General features: G+C 40.3%; 18 protein-coding genes. 9 read left to right on the top strand and 9 right to left on the bottom strand.

Features of this window, described 5'->3' with window-relative positions; all coding sequences use genetic code 11:
• Positions 1-2: 2 nt before the first annotated feature.
• The 4 genes from surA to apaH all read left to right on the top strand — a co-directional run bounded on the left by surA (position 3) and on the right by apaH (position 4,001).
• A complete protein-coding gene (surA, locus tag AVFI_RS01430; protein WP_005417328.1) occupies positions 3-1,316 on the top strand; it encodes a peptidylprolyl isomerase SurA in 1,314 nt (437 codons plus the stop codon).
• Complete coding sequence (gene pdxA, locus AVFI_RS01425) at positions 1,309-2,298, top strand: 4-hydroxythreonine-4-phosphate dehydrogenase PdxA (protein ID WP_065597958.1); 990 nt, start codon at positions 1,309-1,311, stop codon at positions 2,296-2,298. The genes surA and pdxA overlap by 8 nt, the downstream gene beginning before the upstream one ends.
• On the top strand, positions 2,295-3,113 hold the full coding sequence (gene rsmA, locus AVFI_RS01420; RefSeq protein ID WP_054775578.1) for a 16S rRNA (adenine(1518)-N(6)/adenine(1519)-N(6))-dimethyltransferase RsmA: 819 nt from the start codon (positions 2,295-2,297) through the stop codon (positions 3,111-3,113). The genes pdxA and rsmA overlap by 4 nt, the downstream gene beginning before the upstream one ends.
• Positions 3,114-3,185: 72 nt before the next feature.
• On the top strand, positions 3,186-4,001 hold the full coding sequence (apaH, locus tag AVFI_RS01415; protein WP_054775577.1) for a bis(5'-nucleosyl)-tetraphosphatase (symmetrical) ApaH: 816 nt from the start codon (positions 3,186-3,188) through the stop codon (positions 3,999-4,001).
• A 274-nt stretch (positions 4,002-4,275) separates the two neighbouring features.
• Here the strand turns inward: apaH and folA are convergent, their stop codons facing one another.
• The 6 genes from folA to rplU form a co-directional block, all read right to left on the bottom strand.
• Positions 4,276-4,755 (bottom strand): type 3 dihydrofolate reductase, encoded by a 480-nt coding sequence (gene folA / locus AVFI_RS01410; protein WP_065624672.1) that lies wholly within the window; start codon positions 4,753-4,755, stop codon positions 4,276-4,278.
• A gap of 22 nt (positions 4,756-4,777) precedes the next feature.
• On the bottom strand, positions 4,778-5,269 hold the full coding sequence (locus AVFI_RS01405; RefSeq protein ID WP_005417313.1) for a threonine/serine exporter family protein: 492 nt from the start codon (positions 5,267-5,269) through the stop codon (positions 4,778-4,780).
• Complete coding sequence (locus AVFI_RS01400) at positions 5,262-6,032, bottom strand: threonine/serine exporter family protein (RefSeq protein WP_041941297.1); 771 nt, start codon at positions 6,030-6,032, stop codon at positions 5,262-5,264. Before AVFI_RS01400 ends, AVFI_RS01405 begins: the two co-directional genes overlap by 8 nt.
• Before the next feature lie 132 nt (positions 6,033-6,164).
• Positions 6,165-7,337 (bottom strand): Obg family GTPase CgtA, encoded by a 1,173-nt coding sequence (cgtA, locus tag AVFI_RS01395; RefSeq protein WP_005417309.1) that lies wholly within the window; start codon positions 7,335-7,337, stop codon positions 6,165-6,167.
• 236 nt (positions 7,338-7,573) lie between these two features.
• On the bottom strand, positions 7,574-7,831 hold the full coding sequence (gene rpmA, locus AVFI_RS01390; RefSeq protein WP_005417307.1) for a 50S ribosomal protein L27: 258 nt from the start codon (positions 7,829-7,831) through the stop codon (positions 7,574-7,576).
• A gap of 17 nt (positions 7,832-7,848) precedes the next feature.
• Positions 7,849-8,160, bottom strand: a complete 312-nt coding sequence (rplU, locus tag AVFI_RS01385; RefSeq protein ID WP_005417305.1) for a 50S ribosomal protein L21 — start codon at positions 8,158-8,160, stop codon at positions 7,849-7,851.
• Between the two features lie 276 nt (positions 8,161-8,436).
• Here rplU and ispB point away from each other — a divergent pair, with 276 nt between their 5' ends.
• The gene (gene ispB / locus AVFI_RS01380; protein ID WP_054775576.1) at positions 8,437-9,408 is read left to right on the top strand and encodes an octaprenyl diphosphate synthase; all 972 of its coding nucleotides are present in this window, start codon (positions 8,437-8,439) and stop codon (positions 9,406-9,408) included.
• Positions 9,409-9,487: 79 nt separating this feature from the next.
• Here ispB and mdh read toward each other — a convergent pair whose 3' ends face one another.
• A complete protein-coding gene (gene mdh / locus AVFI_RS01375) occupies positions 9,488-10,423 on the bottom strand; it encodes a malate dehydrogenase (protein ID WP_188863553.1) in 936 nt (311 codons plus the stop codon).
• 273 nt (positions 10,424-10,696) lie between these two features.
• On the opposite strand from mdh, the gene argR reads away from it, so the two are divergent.
• The 4 genes from argR (at position 10,697) to AVFI_RS01355 (ending at position 15,834) form a co-directional block, all read left to right on the top strand.
• Positions 10,697-11,167 (top strand): transcriptional regulator ArgR, encoded by a 471-nt coding sequence (gene argR, locus AVFI_RS01370; RefSeq protein ID WP_005417299.1) that lies wholly within the window; start codon positions 10,697-10,699, stop codon positions 11,165-11,167.
• Between the two features lie 331 nt (positions 11,168-11,498).
• Positions 11,499-12,473, top strand: coding sequence for a TAXI family TRAP transporter solute-binding subunit (locus tag AVFI_RS01365; RefSeq protein WP_005417296.1), 975 nt, complete (start codon positions 11,499-11,501; stop codon positions 12,471-12,473).
• A gap of 295 nt (positions 12,474-12,768) precedes the next feature.
• Positions 12,769-15,345, top strand: a complete 2,577-nt coding sequence (locus AVFI_RS01360) for a TRAP transporter permease (protein WP_188863554.1) — start codon at positions 12,769-12,771, stop codon at positions 15,343-15,345.
• A 51-nt stretch (positions 15,346-15,396) separates the two neighbouring features.
• Positions 15,397-15,834, top strand: coding sequence for a universal stress protein (locus tag AVFI_RS01355; RefSeq protein ID WP_011261090.1), 438 nt, complete (start codon positions 15,397-15,399; stop codon positions 15,832-15,834).
• A gap of 50 nt (positions 15,835-15,884) precedes the next feature.
• On the opposite strand, the gene rluA is transcribed toward AVFI_RS01355, so the two are convergent.
• Both rluA and rapA read right to left on the bottom strand, forming a co-directional pair.
• Complete coding sequence (gene rluA / locus AVFI_RS01350) at positions 15,885-16,622, bottom strand: bifunctional tRNA pseudouridine(32) synthase/23S rRNA pseudouridine(746) synthase RluA (RefSeq protein ID WP_054775575.1); 738 nt, start codon at positions 16,620-16,622, stop codon at positions 15,885-15,887.
• A gap of 62 nt (positions 16,623-16,684) precedes the next feature.
• Positions 16,685-19,594 (bottom strand): RNA polymerase-associated protein RapA, encoded by a 2,910-nt coding sequence (rapA, locus tag AVFI_RS01345; RefSeq protein WP_188863555.1) that lies wholly within the window; start codon positions 19,592-19,594, stop codon positions 16,685-16,687.
• Between the last annotated feature and the right edge of the window lie 78 nt (positions 19,595-19,672).

Below are 19,672 nucleotides of genomic sequence, written 5' to 3'. Positions count from 1 at the left end.
CTATGAAAAACTGGAAATTCCCACTGATTAGCACACTTTTATTGCTGCTAACCATCAATGTGCATGCTGCTCCTGTTGAGCTTGATCGTGTTGTTGCGATCGTTGATGAGGGAGTTGTACTACAAAGCGACATTGATACCTCATTAAAAACAGTAAAAATTAACGCACAAGAAAAGGGGCAACCTCTTCCTGATGAAGCGGTCCTTCGTGAACAGGTACTAGAGAAACTCATTGTTGATACGATTCAAAGCCAGCAAGCTGAAAAAATGGGTATTCGTATTGATGATACTCGCCTTGAAGCTGCATTGAATGACATCGCAAAAGAAAACAACATGACACTGGCGCAGTTACAACAAAAAACCGCAGCTCAAGGTCTTCCTTATGCCAATTTCCGCGAACAAATTCGTAAAGAAATCGCAGCAAGTGAAGCTCGTAATGCTCAAGTACGTCGCCGTATTAATATTCTTCCTCAAGAAGTAGAGAGTCTTGCTCAGCTACTTGCAGAAGAAACTCAAGCAACAGTTCAATACAAAATCAGCCATATTCAGCTAAGAGTTGAAGATGGCGCAACTCAAGCAGATAAAGAAGCATTAGAGAAACAAGCTGAAGATCTTACAGAGCGATTAAAGCAAGGTGCTGATTTTGCGACAATGGCTTACACCTACTCGAAAGGTCCAAAAGCTTTACAAGGTGGTGATTGGGGTTGGATGCGTAAAGAAGAAATGCCAACTATCTTTGCAGACCAAATTACCGGCCAAGGTAAAAACAGTATTATTGGTCCATTCCGTTCAGGCGTTGGTTTCCATATATTAAAAATTGATGATGTAAAAGGCCTTGAAACGGTTGCTGTAACAGAAGTAAATGCGCGTCATATTCTAATCAAAACCTCAGTAATCATGAGTGATGAAGGTGCACAACGTCTATTAAATACGATCATCGATGATATTAAATCAGGCAAAGAAACCTTTGCAGATATGGCACAACGTTATAGCCAAGACCCAGGCTCTGCTGCAAATGATGGCGAACTAGGTTTCCAAACACCGGATTTATACGTACCAGAATTTAAACACCAAGTTGAAACACTACCTGTAGGCCAAATCAGTGCTCCATTTAAAACGGTTCACGGTTGGCATATTGCTGAAGTATTAGAGCGTCGCCAAGTTGATAGAACTGATGCTGCGATGAAAAACAAGGCATACCGAATTCTTCTTAACCGTAAATTTAATGAAGAAGCCGGAGCATGGCTGCAAGAAATCCGTGCGAGTGCTTATGTTGAAATCTTACAAGACGACGATGGTGAAGATGACAATGAATAACATTAAACGCATTGCAATCACTCCAGGTGAACCATCAGGTATTGGTCCAGATCTTGTTATTGCTATTGCTCAACAAGACTGGCCTCATCAACTTGTCATTTGTGGTAGCAAACAAGTTTTAGCAGAAAGAGCTGCGCAACTTGGTATTCAAATCCAAATTGAAGATTATAACGCTCAATTAGCAGCGACTAGTCATAAAGCGGGCACACTACTCGTAGAAGATATCGAGTTAGGCTCTAGCGTTATTGCCGGTGAACTAAATGAAGCAAATGGGCACTATGTTCTTGAAACATTGCGTCGTGCTGCACAAGGTAATATGGATGGTGAATTTGATGCCGTGGTCACAGGCCCTGTGCACAAAGGGGTAATCAACCGAGCAGGTGTCGCTTTTAGTGGCCATACTGAATTTTTTGCTGAACAATCAAATACACAACAAGTTGTGATGATGCTTGCTACTGAAGGGCTACGAGTTGCGTTAGTAACGACTCACATCCCACTAGCGTATGTATCAAAAGCAATTACAGCGGATCGCTTAAAGCAAGTTACCCGTATTTTGCACCAAGATTTAATAACAAAGTTTGGGATTGCTAACCCATCTATTTTTGTTTGCGGATTAAATCCTCACGCAGGCGAAGATGGCTGTCTTGGTCGCGAAGAAATTGATATCATAGCACCCGCATTAGATGAATTACGTGAGCAAGAAGGAATGAACTTAATCGGTCCATTACCTGCCGATACGTTATTTCAAGATAAATACTTACAAGAAGCAGACGCGGTACTGGCGATGTATCACGATCAAGGTCTTCCTGTGCTAAAATTTAAAGGCTTCGGTAAATCCGTAAACATTACATTAGGTTTACCATTTATCCGTACGTCCGTAGACCATGGTACTGCATTGGAATTAGCAGGTACTGGAAAAGCAGATGCAGGAAGCTTTATTACCGCACTTACCCATGCAATAGAACTGGTAGAAAATAAATGAGTACAAGAAATGATGTCCATTTAGGCCATAAAGCAAGAAAACGCTTTGGTCAAAACTTCTTAAATGACCCTTATGTGATCGATGGAATCGTATCTGCAATCAACCCTCTACCAGGCCAAAACCTTGTAGAAATTGGTCCAGGTCTTGGTGCTATCACTGAGCCTGTTGGGCGTGAAGTAGATAAATTTACGGTTATTGAACTTGACCGTGACTTAGCTGAACGTTTACGTAACCACCCTGAATTGGGCAGTAAACTAACGATTCATGAAGGCGATGCAATGCGCTTTGACTTCACTCGGCTAATCAAAGAAAACAACAAACTGCGTATTTTTGGTAACTTACCATACAATATTTCTACGCCGTTAATGTTCCACCTTTTTGAATTCCATAAAGACGTACAAGACATGCACTTTATGCTACAAAAAGAAGTGGTTAATCGTCTAGCGGCTGGCCCAGGTACAAAAGCATATGGTCGTTTAACGGTTATGGCTCAATACTTCTGTAAGGTTATGCCAGTACTAGAAGTGCCACCAACAGCATTTGTTCCACCACCGAAGGTTGATTCTGCGGTTGTTCGTCTTGTTCCTTACGAGACTCTACCTTACCCAGCAACAAACTTAAAATGGCTAGACCGTGTATGTCGTGAAGGTTTTAACCAACGCCGTAAAACAGTTCGTAACTGTTATAAAGCATTGCTAACTAAAGAGCAGTTAGAAGAATTAGGTATCAATCCTTCTATGCGCCCTGAAAACCTAACATTAGAGCAGTTTGTTAATATGGCGAACTGGTTAGACGCAAATCATAGTGCAGAGTAAGCATTAACTGATTTCAATTGAGGTGACCTTATGGTCACCTTTTTTATATTTATCATATTTTGAGAGAATGGCATGGCAACTTACTTTGTTGGTGATATTCAAGGCTGTTTAGATGAACTGCTTTTATTATTAGAACGCGTTGAGTTTAATCGAGAAAAAGATCAACTTTGGTTAACTGGAGATTTGGTTGCAAGAGGACCTAAATCATTAGAGACCTTACGCTTTGTAAAATCATTAGGTAACGCTGCCATCACGATTCTGGGTAACCACGATCTCCACCTACTTGCTGTATCTCAAGGCATTTCACGCGTTAAAGAAAAAGACAAAACCGCTCCTATTTTTACCGCACCAGACAGTGAAGAACTGCTTACTTGGTTGCGCCATCAACCATTGCTAGCTGTTCATTCTGAATATGACATCGTAATGACTCACGCAGGCATTTCGCCTCAATGGGATATGCCAACGGCAATAAAATGCGCTCGTGAAGTTGAATCCGTATTACTGTCTGATAGATGGGTTTGGTTACTCGAAAACATGTATGAAAACCACCCTGATACATGGGATGTAACATTATCAGGTATAGAGCGTTATCGTTATATCATTAATGCCTTTACTCGCATGCGTTTTTGTCACTTAGATGGACGCTTGGATATGGAATGCAAGCTACCTCCTAAAGATATTAATAGTGATGAGCTCGTGCCTTGGTTTGAATTAGAAAATCGTCTTCCCCTTTCTCACAAAGTGATTTTTGGTCATTGGGCGGCATTGATGGGTCATGAAGGAAATAACGTAATAGCGCTCGATACAGGCTGTGTATGGGGCGAATATATGACGATGTATCGTATTGATGATGGGAAATATTTTACGCAGAAGGCGATAGAGCAGTAACGAGATGCGAGGACGCTACGCTCGAAGGACGAGGAAGATCAGAGACTAGGAGCTATGCGCTTCGCTGACTAGAGACTATAAGAGCAAAGAACGAGGTTTCAGGTTTCAGGTTTCAGGAAAATCAAAAGCGAGTAAACCTGAACCCTGCAAGCGCAGCGTCCTGAAACCTAATTTATCACAATGCTACTTATACACGCTCTTATAGTCTCTAGTCTCTAGTCTCTAGTCTCTAGTCTCTAGTCTCTAGTCTCTAGTTAGCGCAGCGTGTAGCCTCTTACCTTTCAAGAACCACAAACTCCATATCATACTGATTCTTTTCATCTTTCGAATACGTTTCAGAATGAGTCTGATCCCAACCCTCACCCCAATCAGGGAATTGAGTATCGCCCTTAATGTCAGCGTCAATAAAAGTCAGATACAGCTTATCCGCATCAGAAAGACACGCTTGATAAATTGAACCACCACCAATAATCATCAGCTCTTCAATATCACCAGCGGCTTGTTTAGCCTCTTCAATAGAAGTAACGCAAGTCACTCCGTCTATTTGTAAGTTGACATCGCGGCTTAATACGATATTCAATCGACCCGGCAATGGACGACCAATCGACTCATAAGTCTTACGTCCCATGACAATAGGTTTACCCATAGTGCATTTTTTAAACCAAGCGAAATCAGCGGGCAAATGCCATGGCATCTGATTATCAATACCAATAATACGATTCTTTGCCATTGCGGCTATCATGCTAATTTTCACAGTTATTCCTTAATCACTATACTTAAACAATCGACTTTCTACGGTAAAACAGTAACCCGGGCATAGCAAGGCCAATTGCCAATGCGGCAACCGTAAATAAGGTCTTAATTAAATTATCAATCATCATTGCCCATAATTCAGGGGAATACCCAAGGTGATTAATTTCAACAACAGCAATCATGGCTTTAAAAGCAAAAACACCGGGTACCATTGGAATTAATGCTGCAACTGTAAATACTTTTGGGTGCGCTAAAAATCGGTGTGACCAATGAACACCAATCATACCGACGGTTGTGGCAGCACATAACGTCGCCCACTCCAATGGCACACCAAAGTGCAATAATAAAAAACGACTACCATGCCCAATCGCACCACCGATCGCGCAATATTTTAATGCTTTAACAGGCACATTAAATACCAAAGCAAAACCAACCGCAGGGATCATGGCAAAAAACATATCATTTAATAATGCGATAAATAACGCCAATCCACTACTTAAAGACAAACTATCCATTTAACCACCCCCACGCTCCAACCAAATTCATCGCACCAACAATACCAATACTGGTTGCCAAGGTAAGTAAGGTCGCAAACGTCCAGCGAGCCGTTCCCATATTGACATAGCCTTTAACCATATCAGCAACGGCATTAATTAATGGGAATCCGGGAACCAACATCAGAACAGAAGAAGCCATTGCTAAAAAAGGAGTATTACCAATATGGTAGATAACGGCTTGAGAAGAAATAAGAGTGGTAACGAAGGCAGTAACGCCGAAGTTTAATAATGGATTAAAATTCCTGTGCCCAATTTCTTGGCGAACAATCATACCTAAAGCAGAAGCAATAAAAGTAACGAGAAAGACTGCCCAATCCCCACCAGCTAGGCGACTAAAACTAGCACAAGATAAACCAATCATAACCACAACTAACCAACGGTTGTATCTTTCTGGGCTCACTTTTTCTAATTTTACTGTTGCATCGTGTCTATCAAGCAATCCTTTCTCTGACATGATGCAGATCCTTTGGATCTCTGTAACGGCTCGCATATTGATTCCACGATCAGGCGCCCTACGGGTCGTTGTCATACAACGTTCATTAATCACCGTTGTAATAACTAATGAACTCGCTGATAAAGATACTTCAACATCATCCGCCCCTACAGCAATCCCTAAGCGTCGGCTAACATCAGAGACTAAACTGCTTTCAGCCCCATGTTGTAATAACATTTGTCCTGCTTTTGCTACTAAGCGGGATATTTCTCTTTGCTTCTCATCCATGTTTATTCGCAATGATTCGTTAAATAAAAATCTATTCTAATCTTTTCAACTCAGTGTTTAATGATTTAAATAAAAAAAACCGCAACAAGTGCGGTTTTTTATCATTATTATCTGCAATGAGAGCAAAACAAATTAGTCACGAACATAGATAACGTGACCGTCATCTTCTTCATCGTCCCAATCATCCCAATCGTCTTCAGTAACAACGTCTTTACCAGACATTGCATCTTTGTGGTAATCATCCCACATGAAGTCAACTTTGTTCGCTGCTTTTTCTTCTTCTGTTTGGATTTCTTTTGGTAGTGTATCCATGAAATCAGCTAACTCATCACATAACTCTTGAGTACCAGTACGACTTACTGCTGCAATCTTAAAGTAACGGTCTTCCCAAGCTAATGCTTCTAGGATCTCATTGATCTTCTCGTCTGCTTCTTCTTCTAATAGAAGGTCAGTTTTGTTGAACAGTAACCAACGTGGTTTACCTGCAACTTTCTCACTATATTGCTCTAACTCATCAATGATCGTCAGGGCATTTTGTACCGGATCACTGCCATCAATTGGAAGAATATCAATTACATGAAGCAATACACGACAACGCTCAAGGTGTTTTAAGAAACGAACACCAAGACCAGCACCATCAGCAGCACCTTCAATTAGACCTGGAATATCCGCTACAACGAAACTCTTATTACCACGAGCACGTACTACACCTAAGCTAGGAATTAAGGTTGTGAATGGGTAATCCGCTACTTTTGGTTTTGCAGCAGATACCGCACGAATAAATGTAGATTTACCCGCATTTGGTAGACCAAGCATACCAACATCTGCAAGAAGAAGAAGCTCTAAACGAAGTTCACGAACTTCACCTTTTGTTCCTAATGTCTTTTGACGTGGAGCACGGTTTACAGATGATTTAAAACGCGTGTTACCCAAGCCGTGCCAACCGCCTTTTGCGACCATTTGCTTCATACCGTGAGTCATTAGTTCTGCAACTTTCTCACCGGTATCAATATCAATCGCACGTGTACCTACTGGTACTTTAAGCGTAATGTCTTCGCCGCGTTTACCAGTACAGTTACCACCACTACCATTTTTACCACGCTCAGCGTTATAAAAACGATTAAAACGGTAATCGATTAATGTATTAAGGTTTTCATCAGCTTCTAGATAAACGTCGCCGCCATCACCGCCGTCACCACCATCAGGACCACCTTTGGCTACGAATTTTTCACGCCAAAAACTAACAACGCCGTTACCGCCGTCGCCTGCATCTACTTTAATTGTCGCTTCATCAACGAATTTCATTTTCTTCTCCGAGCTGTAGCGTTGGTACTTATTTTATTAATTAAGTACGGCTTCATTTACTGTAGACCAGAATGAGACCTTAAGATTGGATCGTCAATGATCTTTACGCTACGTATATATTAATATAGTCACTAGTTAAGTACTCTTATTATAGATGAAGAGTGTTTAACTGGTGACTATCCATAAATAAAAAGCCCCGCCAATTGGCAGGGCTTTAGAATTAACTTAAAAAGTTATTATTCAGCTTCGATAGAAACGAATTTACGGTTTTTAGGACCTTTAACTTCAAATTTCACTTTACCTTCAGATAGAGCGAAAAGAGTGTGGTCTTTACCGATGCCTACGTTAGTACCAGCGTGGAATTTAGTACCACGTTGACGAACGATGATGTTACCTGCAAGAACAGATTCGCCACCGAAACGCTTAACACCAAGACGTTTACTTTCTGAATCACGGCCGTTACGTGTAGAACCGCCAGCTTTTTTATGTGCCATTTGTTATTCTCCTTAGATTAAGCGCTGATGCCAGTAATTTTGACTTCAGTGAACCATTGACGGTGGCCCTGTTGCTTACGAGAATGCTTACGACGACGGAACTTAACGATTTTAACTTTATCGCCACGACCGTGCTGAACTACTTCCGCAGTTACTTTACCGCCAGCTACTAGAGGTGCACCAACAGTGATTTCTTCACCGTTAGCAATCATAAGAACGTTGTCGAACTCAACTGTTGCGCCAGTCTCAACGTCTAATTTTTCCAAACGAAGAGTTTGACCTTCGCTTACACGGTGTTGTTTACCACCAGATTGGAAAACAGCGTACATATTTTACTCCGCTACTTCCGCACTACCATATATTTTGTTTACTCAACAATTTTGGTGTGCGTTAAACTTGTCATCAATAGGGCGTGGATTCTACGCGAATCATTTCAATCTGACAACCCAAAAATGAAGAAAAATGATGAAAAGATCGCCGACATGCTCATTAAGCTATAAGGAGACAATTTTCGACTGTATTGCTAGGCCCATTTTAGTGTATTATTTAGTTAATCACTTATTATAATTTAGCCTGATTTAGGCCCTAACCTTGCTGGAAGAATAATGGATTTTAAAGCTATTCAAGCCCTAACGGCTGATGACATGGCAATCGTCAATGAGACCATCTTAGCTCAACTCAACTCAGATGTTGCGCTAATCAACCAACTTGGTTTTTACATTGTAAGTGGCGGTGGTAAACGTCTACGCCCTGTTCTTGCCATTTTATCTGCTAAAGCTCTTGGATACGAAGGCAAAGACCATACAATGGCAGCTGCTTTTATTGAATTTATTCATACTGCGACCCTATTGCACGATGATGTTGTTGATGAATCAGACATGCGCCGCGGTAAAGCAACGGCAAATGCCGAGTTCGGAAATGCAGCAAGTGTGCTTGTAGGTGATTTCATCTATACCCGCTCTTTCCAAATGATGACTAGCTTAGGATCCATAAAGATCCTTAGTTTAATGAGTGAAGCTGTAAATGTGATCGCCGAAGGTGAAGTCCTTCAATTAATGAACTGTAACGATCCTAATACGACTGAAGAAAGTTATATGCAAGTGATCTACTCTAAAACAGCTCGTTTATTTGAAGCTGCAACGCAGATCGGTGCGATCCTAAACGATGCCCCACAAGAAATTGAAACGGCATTACAAAATTACGGAAAGTATTTAGGTACCGCCTTCCAACTGATTGATGATGTCATGGATTACACCTCTGATGGTGAAGACATGGGTAAAAATGTAGGCGATGACCTTGCAGAAGGTAAACCAACACTGCCTCTATTACATGCCATGATGCACGGAAATAAAGAACAAAACGCAATGATCCGTGAAGCAATAGAAAATGGTAATGGTTTAGATAAACTAGAGCCAATCCTTGCTTGTATGAAAGAAGTTGGCTCTTTAGAGTACACAAAACAAAAAGCAGATGAAGAAGCTGATAAAGCGATTGCTGAATTAGCCATTCTCCCTGAATCAGATTATAAAGAAGCACTGAAAGCATTAGCGCACTTAGCCGTTAAACGTAGCAAATAATCCTCAATTTTTTCAAACATAAAAAGGGGCAGGATAGTTAAACTATCTGCCCCTTTCTCTTTCAATTAATATCTAGTATTTATTGAACAAACTCTTCGCCAATTTTGATATCGCCTCTTAGCGTATCTAGCATACTTTCTAGTGCTTCTTGTTCAAATGCACTTAGCTCACCATAAGATTGAATTTCTTCAACCCCATTTTTACCAAGTAGAATTGGTTGCGCGAAGAAACGAGCATGTTCACCGTTACCTTCTACATAAGCACATTCAACAACACCTTGCCCGCCACTTAATGCTTTTACTAGTGACAAACCAAAACGACATGCCGCTTGACCCATAGATAGTGTTGCAGAGCCGCCACCAGCTTTAGCTTCAACCACTTCTGTTCCCGCATTTTGGATACGAGGAGTCAGCGCAGCCACTTCTTCAGCAGTAAACTCAACACCTTGAACTTGAGATAATAAAGGTAGAATCGTTACACCTGAATGACCACCAATAACAGGCACACGGATCTCGCCTGGATCTTTATCTTTCAACTCAGCTACAAACGTTTCTGAACGGATCACATCCAGTGTAGTTACACCGAATAATTTATTTTTATCATACACACCAGCTTTTTTAAGTACTTCCGCAGCAATCGCTACCGTTGTATTTACTGGGTTCGTAATAATACCAATACATGCTTTTGGACAAGTTACCGCAATCTTTTCAGTTAACGATTTAACAATACCGGCATTGATATTAAAAAGATCAGAACGATCCATTCCTGGTTTACGAGCTACGCCAGCTGAAATAAGTACAACATCGGCACCTTCTAGTGCTGGAGTTGGATCCTCTCCACAATATCCTTTGATTGATACTGGTGTTGGGATGTGGCTTAGATCTGCTGCTACACCCGGAGTTACAGGGGCAATATCATACAGAGCAAGATCTGATCCTGCTGGTAAACGGTTCTTAAGAAGTAATGCTAACGCTTGTCCAATGCCGCCAGCGGCACCAATAACAGCTACTTTCATGTTCGTTCTCCTTGATATGGTAGGAATATTGTTATTATTTAAAGATTTTACTTTCAGACTGAATCTGACGTTATAGTAAGGACAATGGAAATTCAACGAAGTTTTCCTCGCTTTGCGACCTTACGCAATGACATCTGATCCGTGCTACAAATTCGTTACCAATGATACCGATTAATCACTGGTAATTATTCACAAATTTGCCATTTTGACTTGGTTATAAATAAATAATTATGCGAGAATAGTAGGAATTATTGCAAAAAGAATCAAAACAGTATGCGAAATAATGAAAAACAAGAACTATTAGTTAAAGAGTTTAAAGCCATTCTTAAAGCTGAACGATTTGGCTCCCAAGGTGAAATCGTTGACGCTCTTCGTCTATCTGGCTTTGATAATATTAACCAATCCAAAGTATCACGAATGCTAACTAAGTTTGGCGCAGTGCGTACACGCAACGCAAAAATGGAAATGGTTTACTGCCTACCTGTTGAACTTGGTGTACCTACTGTTTCAAGCTCCTTACGTGAACTTGTCATGGATATTGATTACAACAATGCATTAGTTGTTATTCATACTGGCCCTGGTGCTGCGCAACTAATTGCTCGCTTACTTGACTCTTTAGGTAAAGCGGAAGGCATCTTAGGTGTTGTCGCAGGTGACGATACTATCTTTATTACACCAACCCGTAATATTGAAGTTGCTGAACTGTTTGATTCAGTTTGTGACTTATTTGAATACTCAGTTTAATCCTCAAAATTTTAAGCACTTTATGCCCTTATAAAGTGCTTTCCCCTATTTTTGCACTTCTCATTAACCACACTAAACATGCCATAAACCGCTTAAATTAGATAAAAGCTTCAACAAATAACTCTATCAATAGTTGTTTATTTCACATTTTTGATAGAATTTATTTAACATCAATTTAAACTGCTTGTGTTAATTTGCTATCATTCGGACGCCATTTCTGTAACAGGAAATTTAAAACACTTTATGATGAAGTGAATAAATACTGTTTTTTATCTTATACTTTTCATTAGGTGGCGTGATAAGAAACAAAATAATAAAGGAAGGGAATAACATGGCATTACAAAATGTAATTAAAGCAACTGCTGTAGCTGCGGCAATGATGACTGCAGGTATGGGAACTGCGAGTGCCCAAGAATTCATAACTATTGGTACAGGCTCTGTAACAGGTGTTTACTACCCAACAGGCGGTGCAATCTGTAAATTAGTCAACAAAGATCGTAAAGAACACAATGTTCGTTGTTCTGTTGAATCAACAGGCGGCTCAATCTACAACGTAAATACGATCCGCTCAGGTGAGCTTGATTTTGGTATTGTACAGTCAGATTGGCAATACCACGGTTATAACGGTACTAGTAAATTTGAAGCTCAAGGTCCTTACAAAAAACTGCGTGCGATGTTCTCTCTTCATACAGAACCTTTTAACATCATAGCTCGTACTGACTCAGGCATTAACAATGTTGCTGATCTTGAAGGCAAGCGTGTAAACATTGGTAACCCAGGTTCTGGTGACCGTGCAACCATGGGAGTTGTTATGGATGCGATGGGTTGGACAAACGACAGCTTCAAGCTAGCTTCTGAACTTAAAGGTTCTGAACGTTCACAAGCTCTTTGTGATAATAAAATTGATGCATTCATCTATATGGTTGGTCACCCAAATGGATCAATCAAAGAAGCGACAACATCTTGTGATGCAAAACTGGTTTCAGCAACTGGACCTAAAATCGATAAGATCGTAGCGGACAATCCTTACTATGCATACAGTACTGTGCCAGCAGGTATGTACCGTGGTACTACAGGTGATGTAAATAGCTTTGGTGTAGCGGCGACAATGGTAACTACATCAGATGTTTCAGATGAAGTCGCTTACAGTGTTGCAAAAGCGGTATTTGAAAACTTTGATACGTTTAAACGTTTACACCCTGCATTTGCAACGTTGAAAAAAGAAGACATGGTTAAAGCAGGTCTTTCTATCCCACTACACCCAGGTGCAGTGAAATACTACAAAGAAGTCGGCCTACTAAAATAGAAACACTTCTTTAGGTAAAAGAGGTCATATGGCCTCTTTTATTCTTCGCTCTACTTTCTGATCTTTCTATTAAACGGACAATAATAATACCAACCGCTCAATTGGTAATAGCTATCTTATTATTCAATGTTCAAACTTCACTTTAAAAAAGTAAGCTATAACAAAAATAAATACGATGGTTATAACGATAAACGGATTTAAAGATCAGCTTTTTTGGCCTATACATTGGCTATATTCGGAAACCTAATACTTAATTGAAAGAGTATTAAATTCGACCATCACTAAGGAAAGGTACATGACGCAATCTTCATCGTCACAAGATGTGCAAGAAATGGTGGCCCAATCTGATACCGGGGCTCGTTCGCCGCAAGGATTATCTGGCCGTATTTTATGGTTTGTTCCACTATGTTGGTCTTTATTCCAGCTTTGGTATGCCTCCCCTTTACCGTTCATTTTTGATTTCGGCATACTTAATGATACAGAAGCGCGATCTATACACTTAGCTTTTGCTATTTTTTTAGCATTCACCGCTTACCCTGCACTCAAAAACTCACCAAGAGACCGTATTCCTACGATTGATTGGGTTCTGGCTTTATTAGGCAGCTTCGCTGCTGCTTATATCTATATTTTTTATACCGAACTTGCAGGTCGCTCTGGTGCGCCAACCACATTTGATATTGTGGCTGCTGTTACCGGTATGATTTTACTACTTGAAGCAACTCGACGAGCATTAGGTCCACCACTCATGGTTGTGGCAGCAGTGTTTCTTCTATACACCTTTGCTGGTCCACATATGCCAGATGTTATTGCTCATAAAGGTGCAAGCTTAAATAAAGCGATGTCTCACTTATGGCTAACAACTGAAGGGGTATTTGGTGTTGCTTTAGGCGTATCAACCTCATTTGTTTTCTTATTTGTACTTTTTGGCGCCATGTTAGAAAAAGCAGGTGCTGGTGCTTACTTTATTAAAGTGGCTTTCTCTCTACTCGGTCATATGAAAGGTGGCCCAGCAAAAGCAGCGGTTGTTGCTTCAGGTTTATCAGGTTTAGTTTCAGGGTCTTCTATTGCCAATGTTGTAACAACAGGCACATTCACCATTCCACTAATGAAACGTGTTGGTTTCCCAGGAACAAAAGCGGGTGCCGTTGAAGTTGCAGCATCAACGAATGGTCAATTAACACCACCTATTATGGGGGCTGCGGCATTCTTAATGGTGGAGTACGTGGGTATTTCATATGTTGAAGTAATTAAAGCGGCCTTATTACCAGCGCTTATTTCTTACATCGCATTACTTTATATTGTCCACCTTGAAGCCTGTAAAGCAGGTATGAAAGGTTTACCACGTCGTCATAACCCAACACTCGTTCAAAGTTTGCTCTCTTTTACAGGAACCATTCTTGGTTTGTGTATTATTAGTGCTGCTGTTTATTATGGTATCGGTTGGACAAAAGGTGTCTTTGGAGATGCAGCAACCCCAATTGTTACTATTGCATTGCTGCTGTCTTATGTTGGCTTAATTCGTATTTCAGCTAAATATCAAGAACATGCCATGATGGCAATTGATGAAGAGTTAACTGAAGTGCCAGATCCTGGTCCAACAATCAAATCAGGTTTGCATTTCTTATTACCTATCGTGGTATTAGTGTGGTGTTTGACTGTTGAGCGATTTTCTCCTGGTCTATCTGCATTCTGGGCATCAGTATTTATGATCTTTATCTTGTTAACTCAACGACCATTAATCAGCTTTTTTACTAAAGATGACGATATGTTCGAAAGTGTAAAACAAGGATTTGATGATTTACTAGAAAGTCTAGTATCAGGTGCTAGAAACATGATTGGTATCGGTGTTGCAACGGCAGCAGCTGGTACGGTTGTTGGTGTAGTAACACTTACGGGAATCGGCCTTGTTATGACTGATTTCGTAGAATTTATTTCTGGCGGTAGCATCATATTAATGCTGTTATTTACTGCGGTGATCAGTTTAATTCTTGGTATGGGATTACCAACAACAGCAAATTACATTGTTGTATCAACCCTTATGGCTCCAGTTATTGTGACACTAGGTGCTGCTCATGGATTAATCATTCCATTAATTGCTGTTCATTTATTTGTCTTTTATTTTGGTATTTTAGCGGATGATACACCGCCAGTAGGTCTTGCTGCATTTGCAGCAGCAGCGATTGCGAAATCCGATCCAATACGAACAGGTATCCAAGGTTTTACCTATGATATCCGTACTGCAATACTGCCATTTATGTTTATTTTCAATACTCAACTATTGTTAATGGGGATTGATTCATGGTGGCACCTAGCATTAACGGTTATTTCATCGATCATTGCTATGCTTACTTTTTCTGCAGCAACACAAGGTTGGTGGTTTACTAAAACAAAATGGTGGGAAACCGCTCTTTTATTGTTAATTACTTTCTCTTTATTCCGTCCGGGGTACTGGTGGGATCAATTGTATCCAGCAAAAGATTATCACCAAGGAATTGAGATTGCTCAAATCGCAGAAGGGCTAAATATAGGACAATCACTGGAATTACAAGTGAGTGGTGAAAACCTAGAAGGTGACATCATAAACAAAACTGTTCGTTTACCTTTTGATGAGAGAGCTATTACAGGTGAAGAACGAGTCAGTTCAATGGGGCTAATGCTATCTGAAGTCGACAACAAAATGATTGTCGATATGGTTGAGTTTGGAAGTCCTGCTGAAGCATCTGGTATTGATTTTGATTGGGAAATCAAACAAGTTGTCCTTGATGCAGATCGTCCATTAAAAGAGTGGGTATTTGTTCCAACTCTACTACTACTTTTGGCATTAGGCTTAAATCAACGTCGCCGAGCAAAAAAGGATAACTTAGCGGCATAATTGAATGGAATCTATGGGGAGTATCATCTCCCCAAATTAGGTAATAAAAATATGTATAAACAGATCTTGGTTCCAGTAGATTTAAACGAAAAAGGGTTTGCAGATAAAGCCGTTGAATTAGCGGTTTGGCATGCAAAACAATCAAATGCAGAGCTGCATCTTTTAAATGTATTGCCGGGGATTCATATGTCTATGGTCTCTACATACTTTCCGAAAGATGCGGCAAAGCAAATGAAAGCTGATGTATCCGAACAATTAAACAAGTTTGCTGCGAAGTTTGTTGATGAGGAAGTCGTATATAGAGTTCATGTGTCAGAAGGAAAACCTTATGTCACAATTCTTGATTACGCAGAACGCTTAGGTGCTGATCTTATTGTTATGCCAAGTCACAAACGCTCAAAAATTGATAAGGTGATGCTTGGTTCGGTGGCAAGTAAAGTTGTTGAAAACTCACCAATCAATGTCATGGTTGTAAAGCCACAAGGCTAACCATAATGAAAAGATTCAGTTCGAGACATTCATCTCGAACTGATTTTTTATTAAGATGATTTCAATGTTTTATAATCTGGTAGCTTTCTTATTGGATCATAAATAGAGAACATCATCTCTTGTGCTTCAGGGTAAAAATCACAAGGGACAAAAATAGAGCGAACCCAATCCGATTTTGGATGGTAAAAGCTCAATTCAGCCGCATGCAGCTCCAAACGAGAAGAGAAATTTTTCGCTTCCTCATTCGCATAAAACTCATCCCCAACAATCGGATGCCCAATCGATAGCATATGTACACGTAATTGATGAGAGCGCCCAGTGATCGGTAACAACCGAACAATCGTCGTTTTCTCTTCACGTCTTACAACTTGATAGCGAGTTTGAGAAGGTTTGCCATGCTCAAAACACACTTTCTGTTTTGGTCTATTCTCCCAATCACAAATTAAAGGTAAATCAATTTCACCTTCATCTTGCTCAATGTTTCCCCATACTCGCGCATAATAAATTTTATGCGTTAGACGGTACTGAAACTGTTTCTTTAAATGACGTTCGCTGTATTTATTCATCGCAAACAACATTAACCCTGACGTAGACATATCTAAACGATGTACAACTTGAATATCAGGGAATTCAACCTTTAAACGGCTCCACATACTGTCGTAATGCTCAGGAGCTCGGCCAGGTACAGATAATAAACCAGATGGCTTGTTTACCACTAAAATAAATTCGTCTTGATAAACAATGTCTATCCACGGATCTTGGGGTGGTAAATATTCCAGCATTGCCATGCTTATACTCACTATAGGCATGCTCTCTGAAACATACCATTATTCAGAGAGCATGATGTTACTTAATTATGGCTCACTACAATTAGACGTAATGAATCTAACTGAACTTGTGCTTTACCAATATAACCAGATAGTTCGCTCATTTGAGTTTCAATTTGAGTTAACTCTTCATCACGAATATTTGGGTTGACTGCTTTCAAAGCTTGTAAACGTTCAAGCTCTGAATTAAGTGCTGCTTTCATCTCTTTTTCAGCATCAGTGCGAACGCTTTCTAAGCGCTCTTCCATGCTAATTTCCGCTTTATCGATTAATCCATGGATCTCTTTTTGAACCGAATTAACCAACTTGCTCGCCATATGACGATTAACTGGACTTAGCTGACGGTTAAAGCTTTCAAATTCAACCTGAGCAGAAAGATCATTACCTTTACCATCCATCATGATACGAATAGGCGTTTTAGGTAAGAAGCGAGCAATACCACTCTGTTTAGGAGCTTGCGCATCTACTACATAAACCAGTTCTAATAATAAAGTGCCTGCTGGTAATGCTTTATTCTTCAATAAAGAAACCGCTGTTGCCCCTACCCCTTCGGTTAAAACAAGATCAATACCACCTTGAATCATTGGGTGCTCCCAACTGATCAAGTTCATGTCTTCACGAGAAAGCGCTGTTTCACGGTCAAACGTAATAGTACAACCTTCATAAGGTAAACCTGGGTAGCTTGATACCAACATGTTTTCCGCTGGAGTGACAACAATGGCATTTTCACCTTTATCATCTTGGTTTAAACCAATGGTATCAAATAGGTTTAATGCAAAATTAACAAGATTTGTATCGCCGTCGGTTGCCGCAATTTGCTCTGCAATTTCTTTCGCTTTATCGCCACCATTAGAATGAACTTCTAATAAACGGTCACGGCCTTGCTCTAATTGTGCTTTTAGCGCTTTATTTAATGCAGCCGACTCTTCAATTAATGACTCTAAGCCATCAGATTTACCTGTTGCTAAGATAGCAATAATTGCATCAGCAAATTTGTCATAAACAGCACGACCTGTTGGACAAGTTTCGCCAAAGGCATTCAAACCTTCATCAAACCAACGAGCAAGCAATTCTTGAGATGTACCTTGTAGGTAAGGAACATGAATTTCAATATCGCGTTTTTGACCAATACGATCCAAACGACCAATACGTTGCTCAAGTAAGTCAGGGTTAAACGGTAAATCAAACATAACAAGCTGATTAGCAAACTGGAAGTTACGACCTTCAGAACCAATCTCAGAACAAATCAATACCTGTGCACCGCCTTCTTCTTGTGCGAAGTAAGCTGCCGCTTTATCACGTTCAATAATTGACATACCTTCATGGAAAACCGTACCACGAATACCTTCACGCTCACGTAATGCTTGCTCAAGTTGTAATGCCGTTGAAGCTCGAGATGCAATAATAAGCACCTTCTCATTACGGTTTTCTTTCAGTAGCTCAAGCAACCAGTTAACACGCGGGTCAAACTGCCACCACGTCGCACTATCACCTTCAAACTCTTGGAAGATCTCTTCTGGATAAAGCATCTTCATTGCACGAGCTTCATCCGTCATGCGTCCACCCATCATGGTTGCAACACGCATAGACGTAGCATACTGAGATGGTAAAGGCATTGGCATTAAATTAAGGTTACGCTGTGGGAAACCTTTAATAGCTGCACGAGTATTACGGAATAACACACGACCCGTACCATGACGGTCCATTAAGTTATCCACTAATTCTTGGCGAGCTTGAGCTTGTTCATCTTCAGCTGCTGATGATTCAATAATTCTAAATAGCGGCTCTACATCTTGCTCAGAAAGCAATTCAGTAATACGGTTTTTCGCATCATTTGATAGTTTTTCACCGCTCATTAATGCCGTTACTGCATCAGCTACAGGTTGATATTGACGTTCTTCTTCTACGAATGCGTCATAATCATAAAAACGATCAGGATCTAATAGACGTAAACGAGCAAAGTGACTCTCATGGCCTAATTGCTCAGGTGTCGCTGTTAGCAGTAATACCCCTGGCGTTTCTTCTGCAATCGCTTCGATAACTTGATATTCACGACTAGGCTTCGTTTGATTCCATTCTAAGTGATGTGCTTCATCAACAACCAGTAGATCCCAATCAGCTTCTACTACTTGCTCAAAGCGACGTTTACTCTTACGAATAAAGTCCAAAGAACATAAAACAAACTGTGCGGTATCAAATGGATTTTCAGAATCTGCATAAGCTTCAACACAACGCTCTTCATCAAAGATAGAAAAATGAAGGTTAAAACGACGCATCATTTCAACTAACCATTGATGTTGCAGTGTTTCAGGTACAACAATCAATACGCGCTCAGCACGACCAGAAAGCACCTGTTGGTGAATGATCATACCCGCTTCAATGGTTTTACCTAAGCCCACTTCATCGGCTAATAAAACACGTGGAGCATAACGACGGCCCACTTCATGAGCAATGAATAATTGGTGAGGGATCAATCCTGCACGCATGCCACATAAACCGCGCATCGGGCTTTTGTGTTGTTCATATTGGTTTTGAAGTGCACGGAAACGCAAAGCAAATCGATCCATACGATCAATTTGACCTGCAAATAATTTATCTTGAGGTTTATTAAAACGGATTTGATGACTCAATAACGTCTCACGAAGTATCACATTGGCTTCGTCAGTATCAACTCGAGTACCGATATAAGTTAATAAACCACCTTCTTCAATAACGTCTTCAACATCAAGTGACCAGCCCTCATGGCTTTCAATGGTATCTCCCTTATTGAACATCACTCGGGTAACGGGAGCATCGTGTTTTGCGTATAAACGGTTTTCTTCTGATGCAGCAAAAAGTAATGATACGGTTCTGTCATCAACAGCCACTACCGTACCTAAACCTAAATCACTTTCTGTATCACTGATCCAACGTTGTCCCAAAGCAAATGACATAGTGGTAACGCACCTCAAAATTAATTTGTTTTATAAGATATGGAATGAGAATTTTTTCGAAAGCCAAGAATAGACAAC

It is taken from the genome of Aliivibrio fischeri ATCC 7744 = JCM 18803 = DSM 507 (genome assembly GCF_023983475.1).
GTDB lineage: Bacteria > Pseudomonadota > Gammaproteobacteria > Enterobacterales > Vibrionaceae > Aliivibrio > Aliivibrio fischeri.
The sequence above is the reverse complement of the archived record's forward strand: the minus strand, read 5'-3'. Positions and strand labels throughout refer to the sequence as shown.

Coding starts and splice junctions, on each gene's coding strand:
- rsmA (WP_054775578.1), top strand. CDS start 2,295: ATGAGTACAAGAAATGATGTCCATTTAGGCCATAAAGCAAGAAAACGC.
- cgtA (WP_005417309.1), bottom strand. CDS start 7,337: ATGAAATTCGTTGATGAAGCGACAATTAAAGTAGATGCAGGCGACGGC.
- AVFI_RS01405 (WP_005417313.1), bottom strand. CDS start 5,269: ATGGATAGTTTGTCTTTAAGTAGTGGATTGGCGTTATTTATCGCATTA.
- rapA (WP_188863555.1), bottom strand. CDS start 19,594: ATGTCATTTGCTTTGGGACAACGTTGGATCAGTGATACAGAAAGTGAT.
- rpmA (WP_005417307.1), bottom strand. CDS start 7,831: ATGGCACATAAAAAAGCTGGCGGTTCTACACGTAACGGCCGTGATTCA.
- apaH (WP_054775577.1), top strand. CDS start 3,186: ATGGCAACTTACTTTGTTGGTGATATTCAAGGCTGTTTAGATGAACTG.
- rluA (WP_054775575.1), bottom strand. CDS start 16,622: ATGGCAATGCTGGAATATTTACCACCCCAAGATCCGTGGATAGACATT.
- argR (WP_005417299.1), top strand. CDS start 10,697: ATGCGAAATAATGAAAAACAAGAACTATTAGTTAAAGAGTTTAAAGCC.
- AVFI_RS01360 (WP_188863554.1), top strand. CDS start 12,769: ATGACGCAATCTTCATCGTCACAAGATGTGCAAGAAATGGTGGCCCAA.
- surA (WP_005417328.1), top strand. CDS start 3: ATGAAAAACTGGAAATTCCCACTGATTAGCACACTTTTATTGCTGCTA.
- AVFI_RS01400 (WP_041941297.1), bottom strand. CDS start 6,032: ATGGATGAGAAGCAAAGAGAAATATCCCGCTTAGTAGCAAAAGCAGGA.
- mdh (WP_188863553.1), bottom strand. CDS start 10,423: ATGAAAGTAGCTGTTATTGGTGCCGCTGGCGGCATTGGACAAGCGTTA.
- ispB (WP_054775576.1), top strand. CDS start 8,437: ATGGATTTTAAAGCTATTCAAGCCCTAACGGCTGATGACATGGCAATC.
- AVFI_RS01365 (WP_005417296.1), top strand. CDS start 11,499: ATGGCATTACAAAATGTAATTAAAGCAACTGCTGTAGCTGCGGCAATG.
- rplU (WP_005417305.1), bottom strand. CDS start 8,160: ATGTACGCTGTTTTCCAATCTGGTGGTAAACAACACCGTGTAAGCGAA.
- pdxA (WP_065597958.1), top strand. CDS start 1,309: ATGAATAACATTAAACGCATTGCAATCACTCCAGGTGAACCATCAGGT.
- AVFI_RS01355 (WP_011261090.1), top strand. CDS start 15,397: ATGTATAAACAGATCTTGGTTCCAGTAGATTTAAACGAAAAAGGGTTT.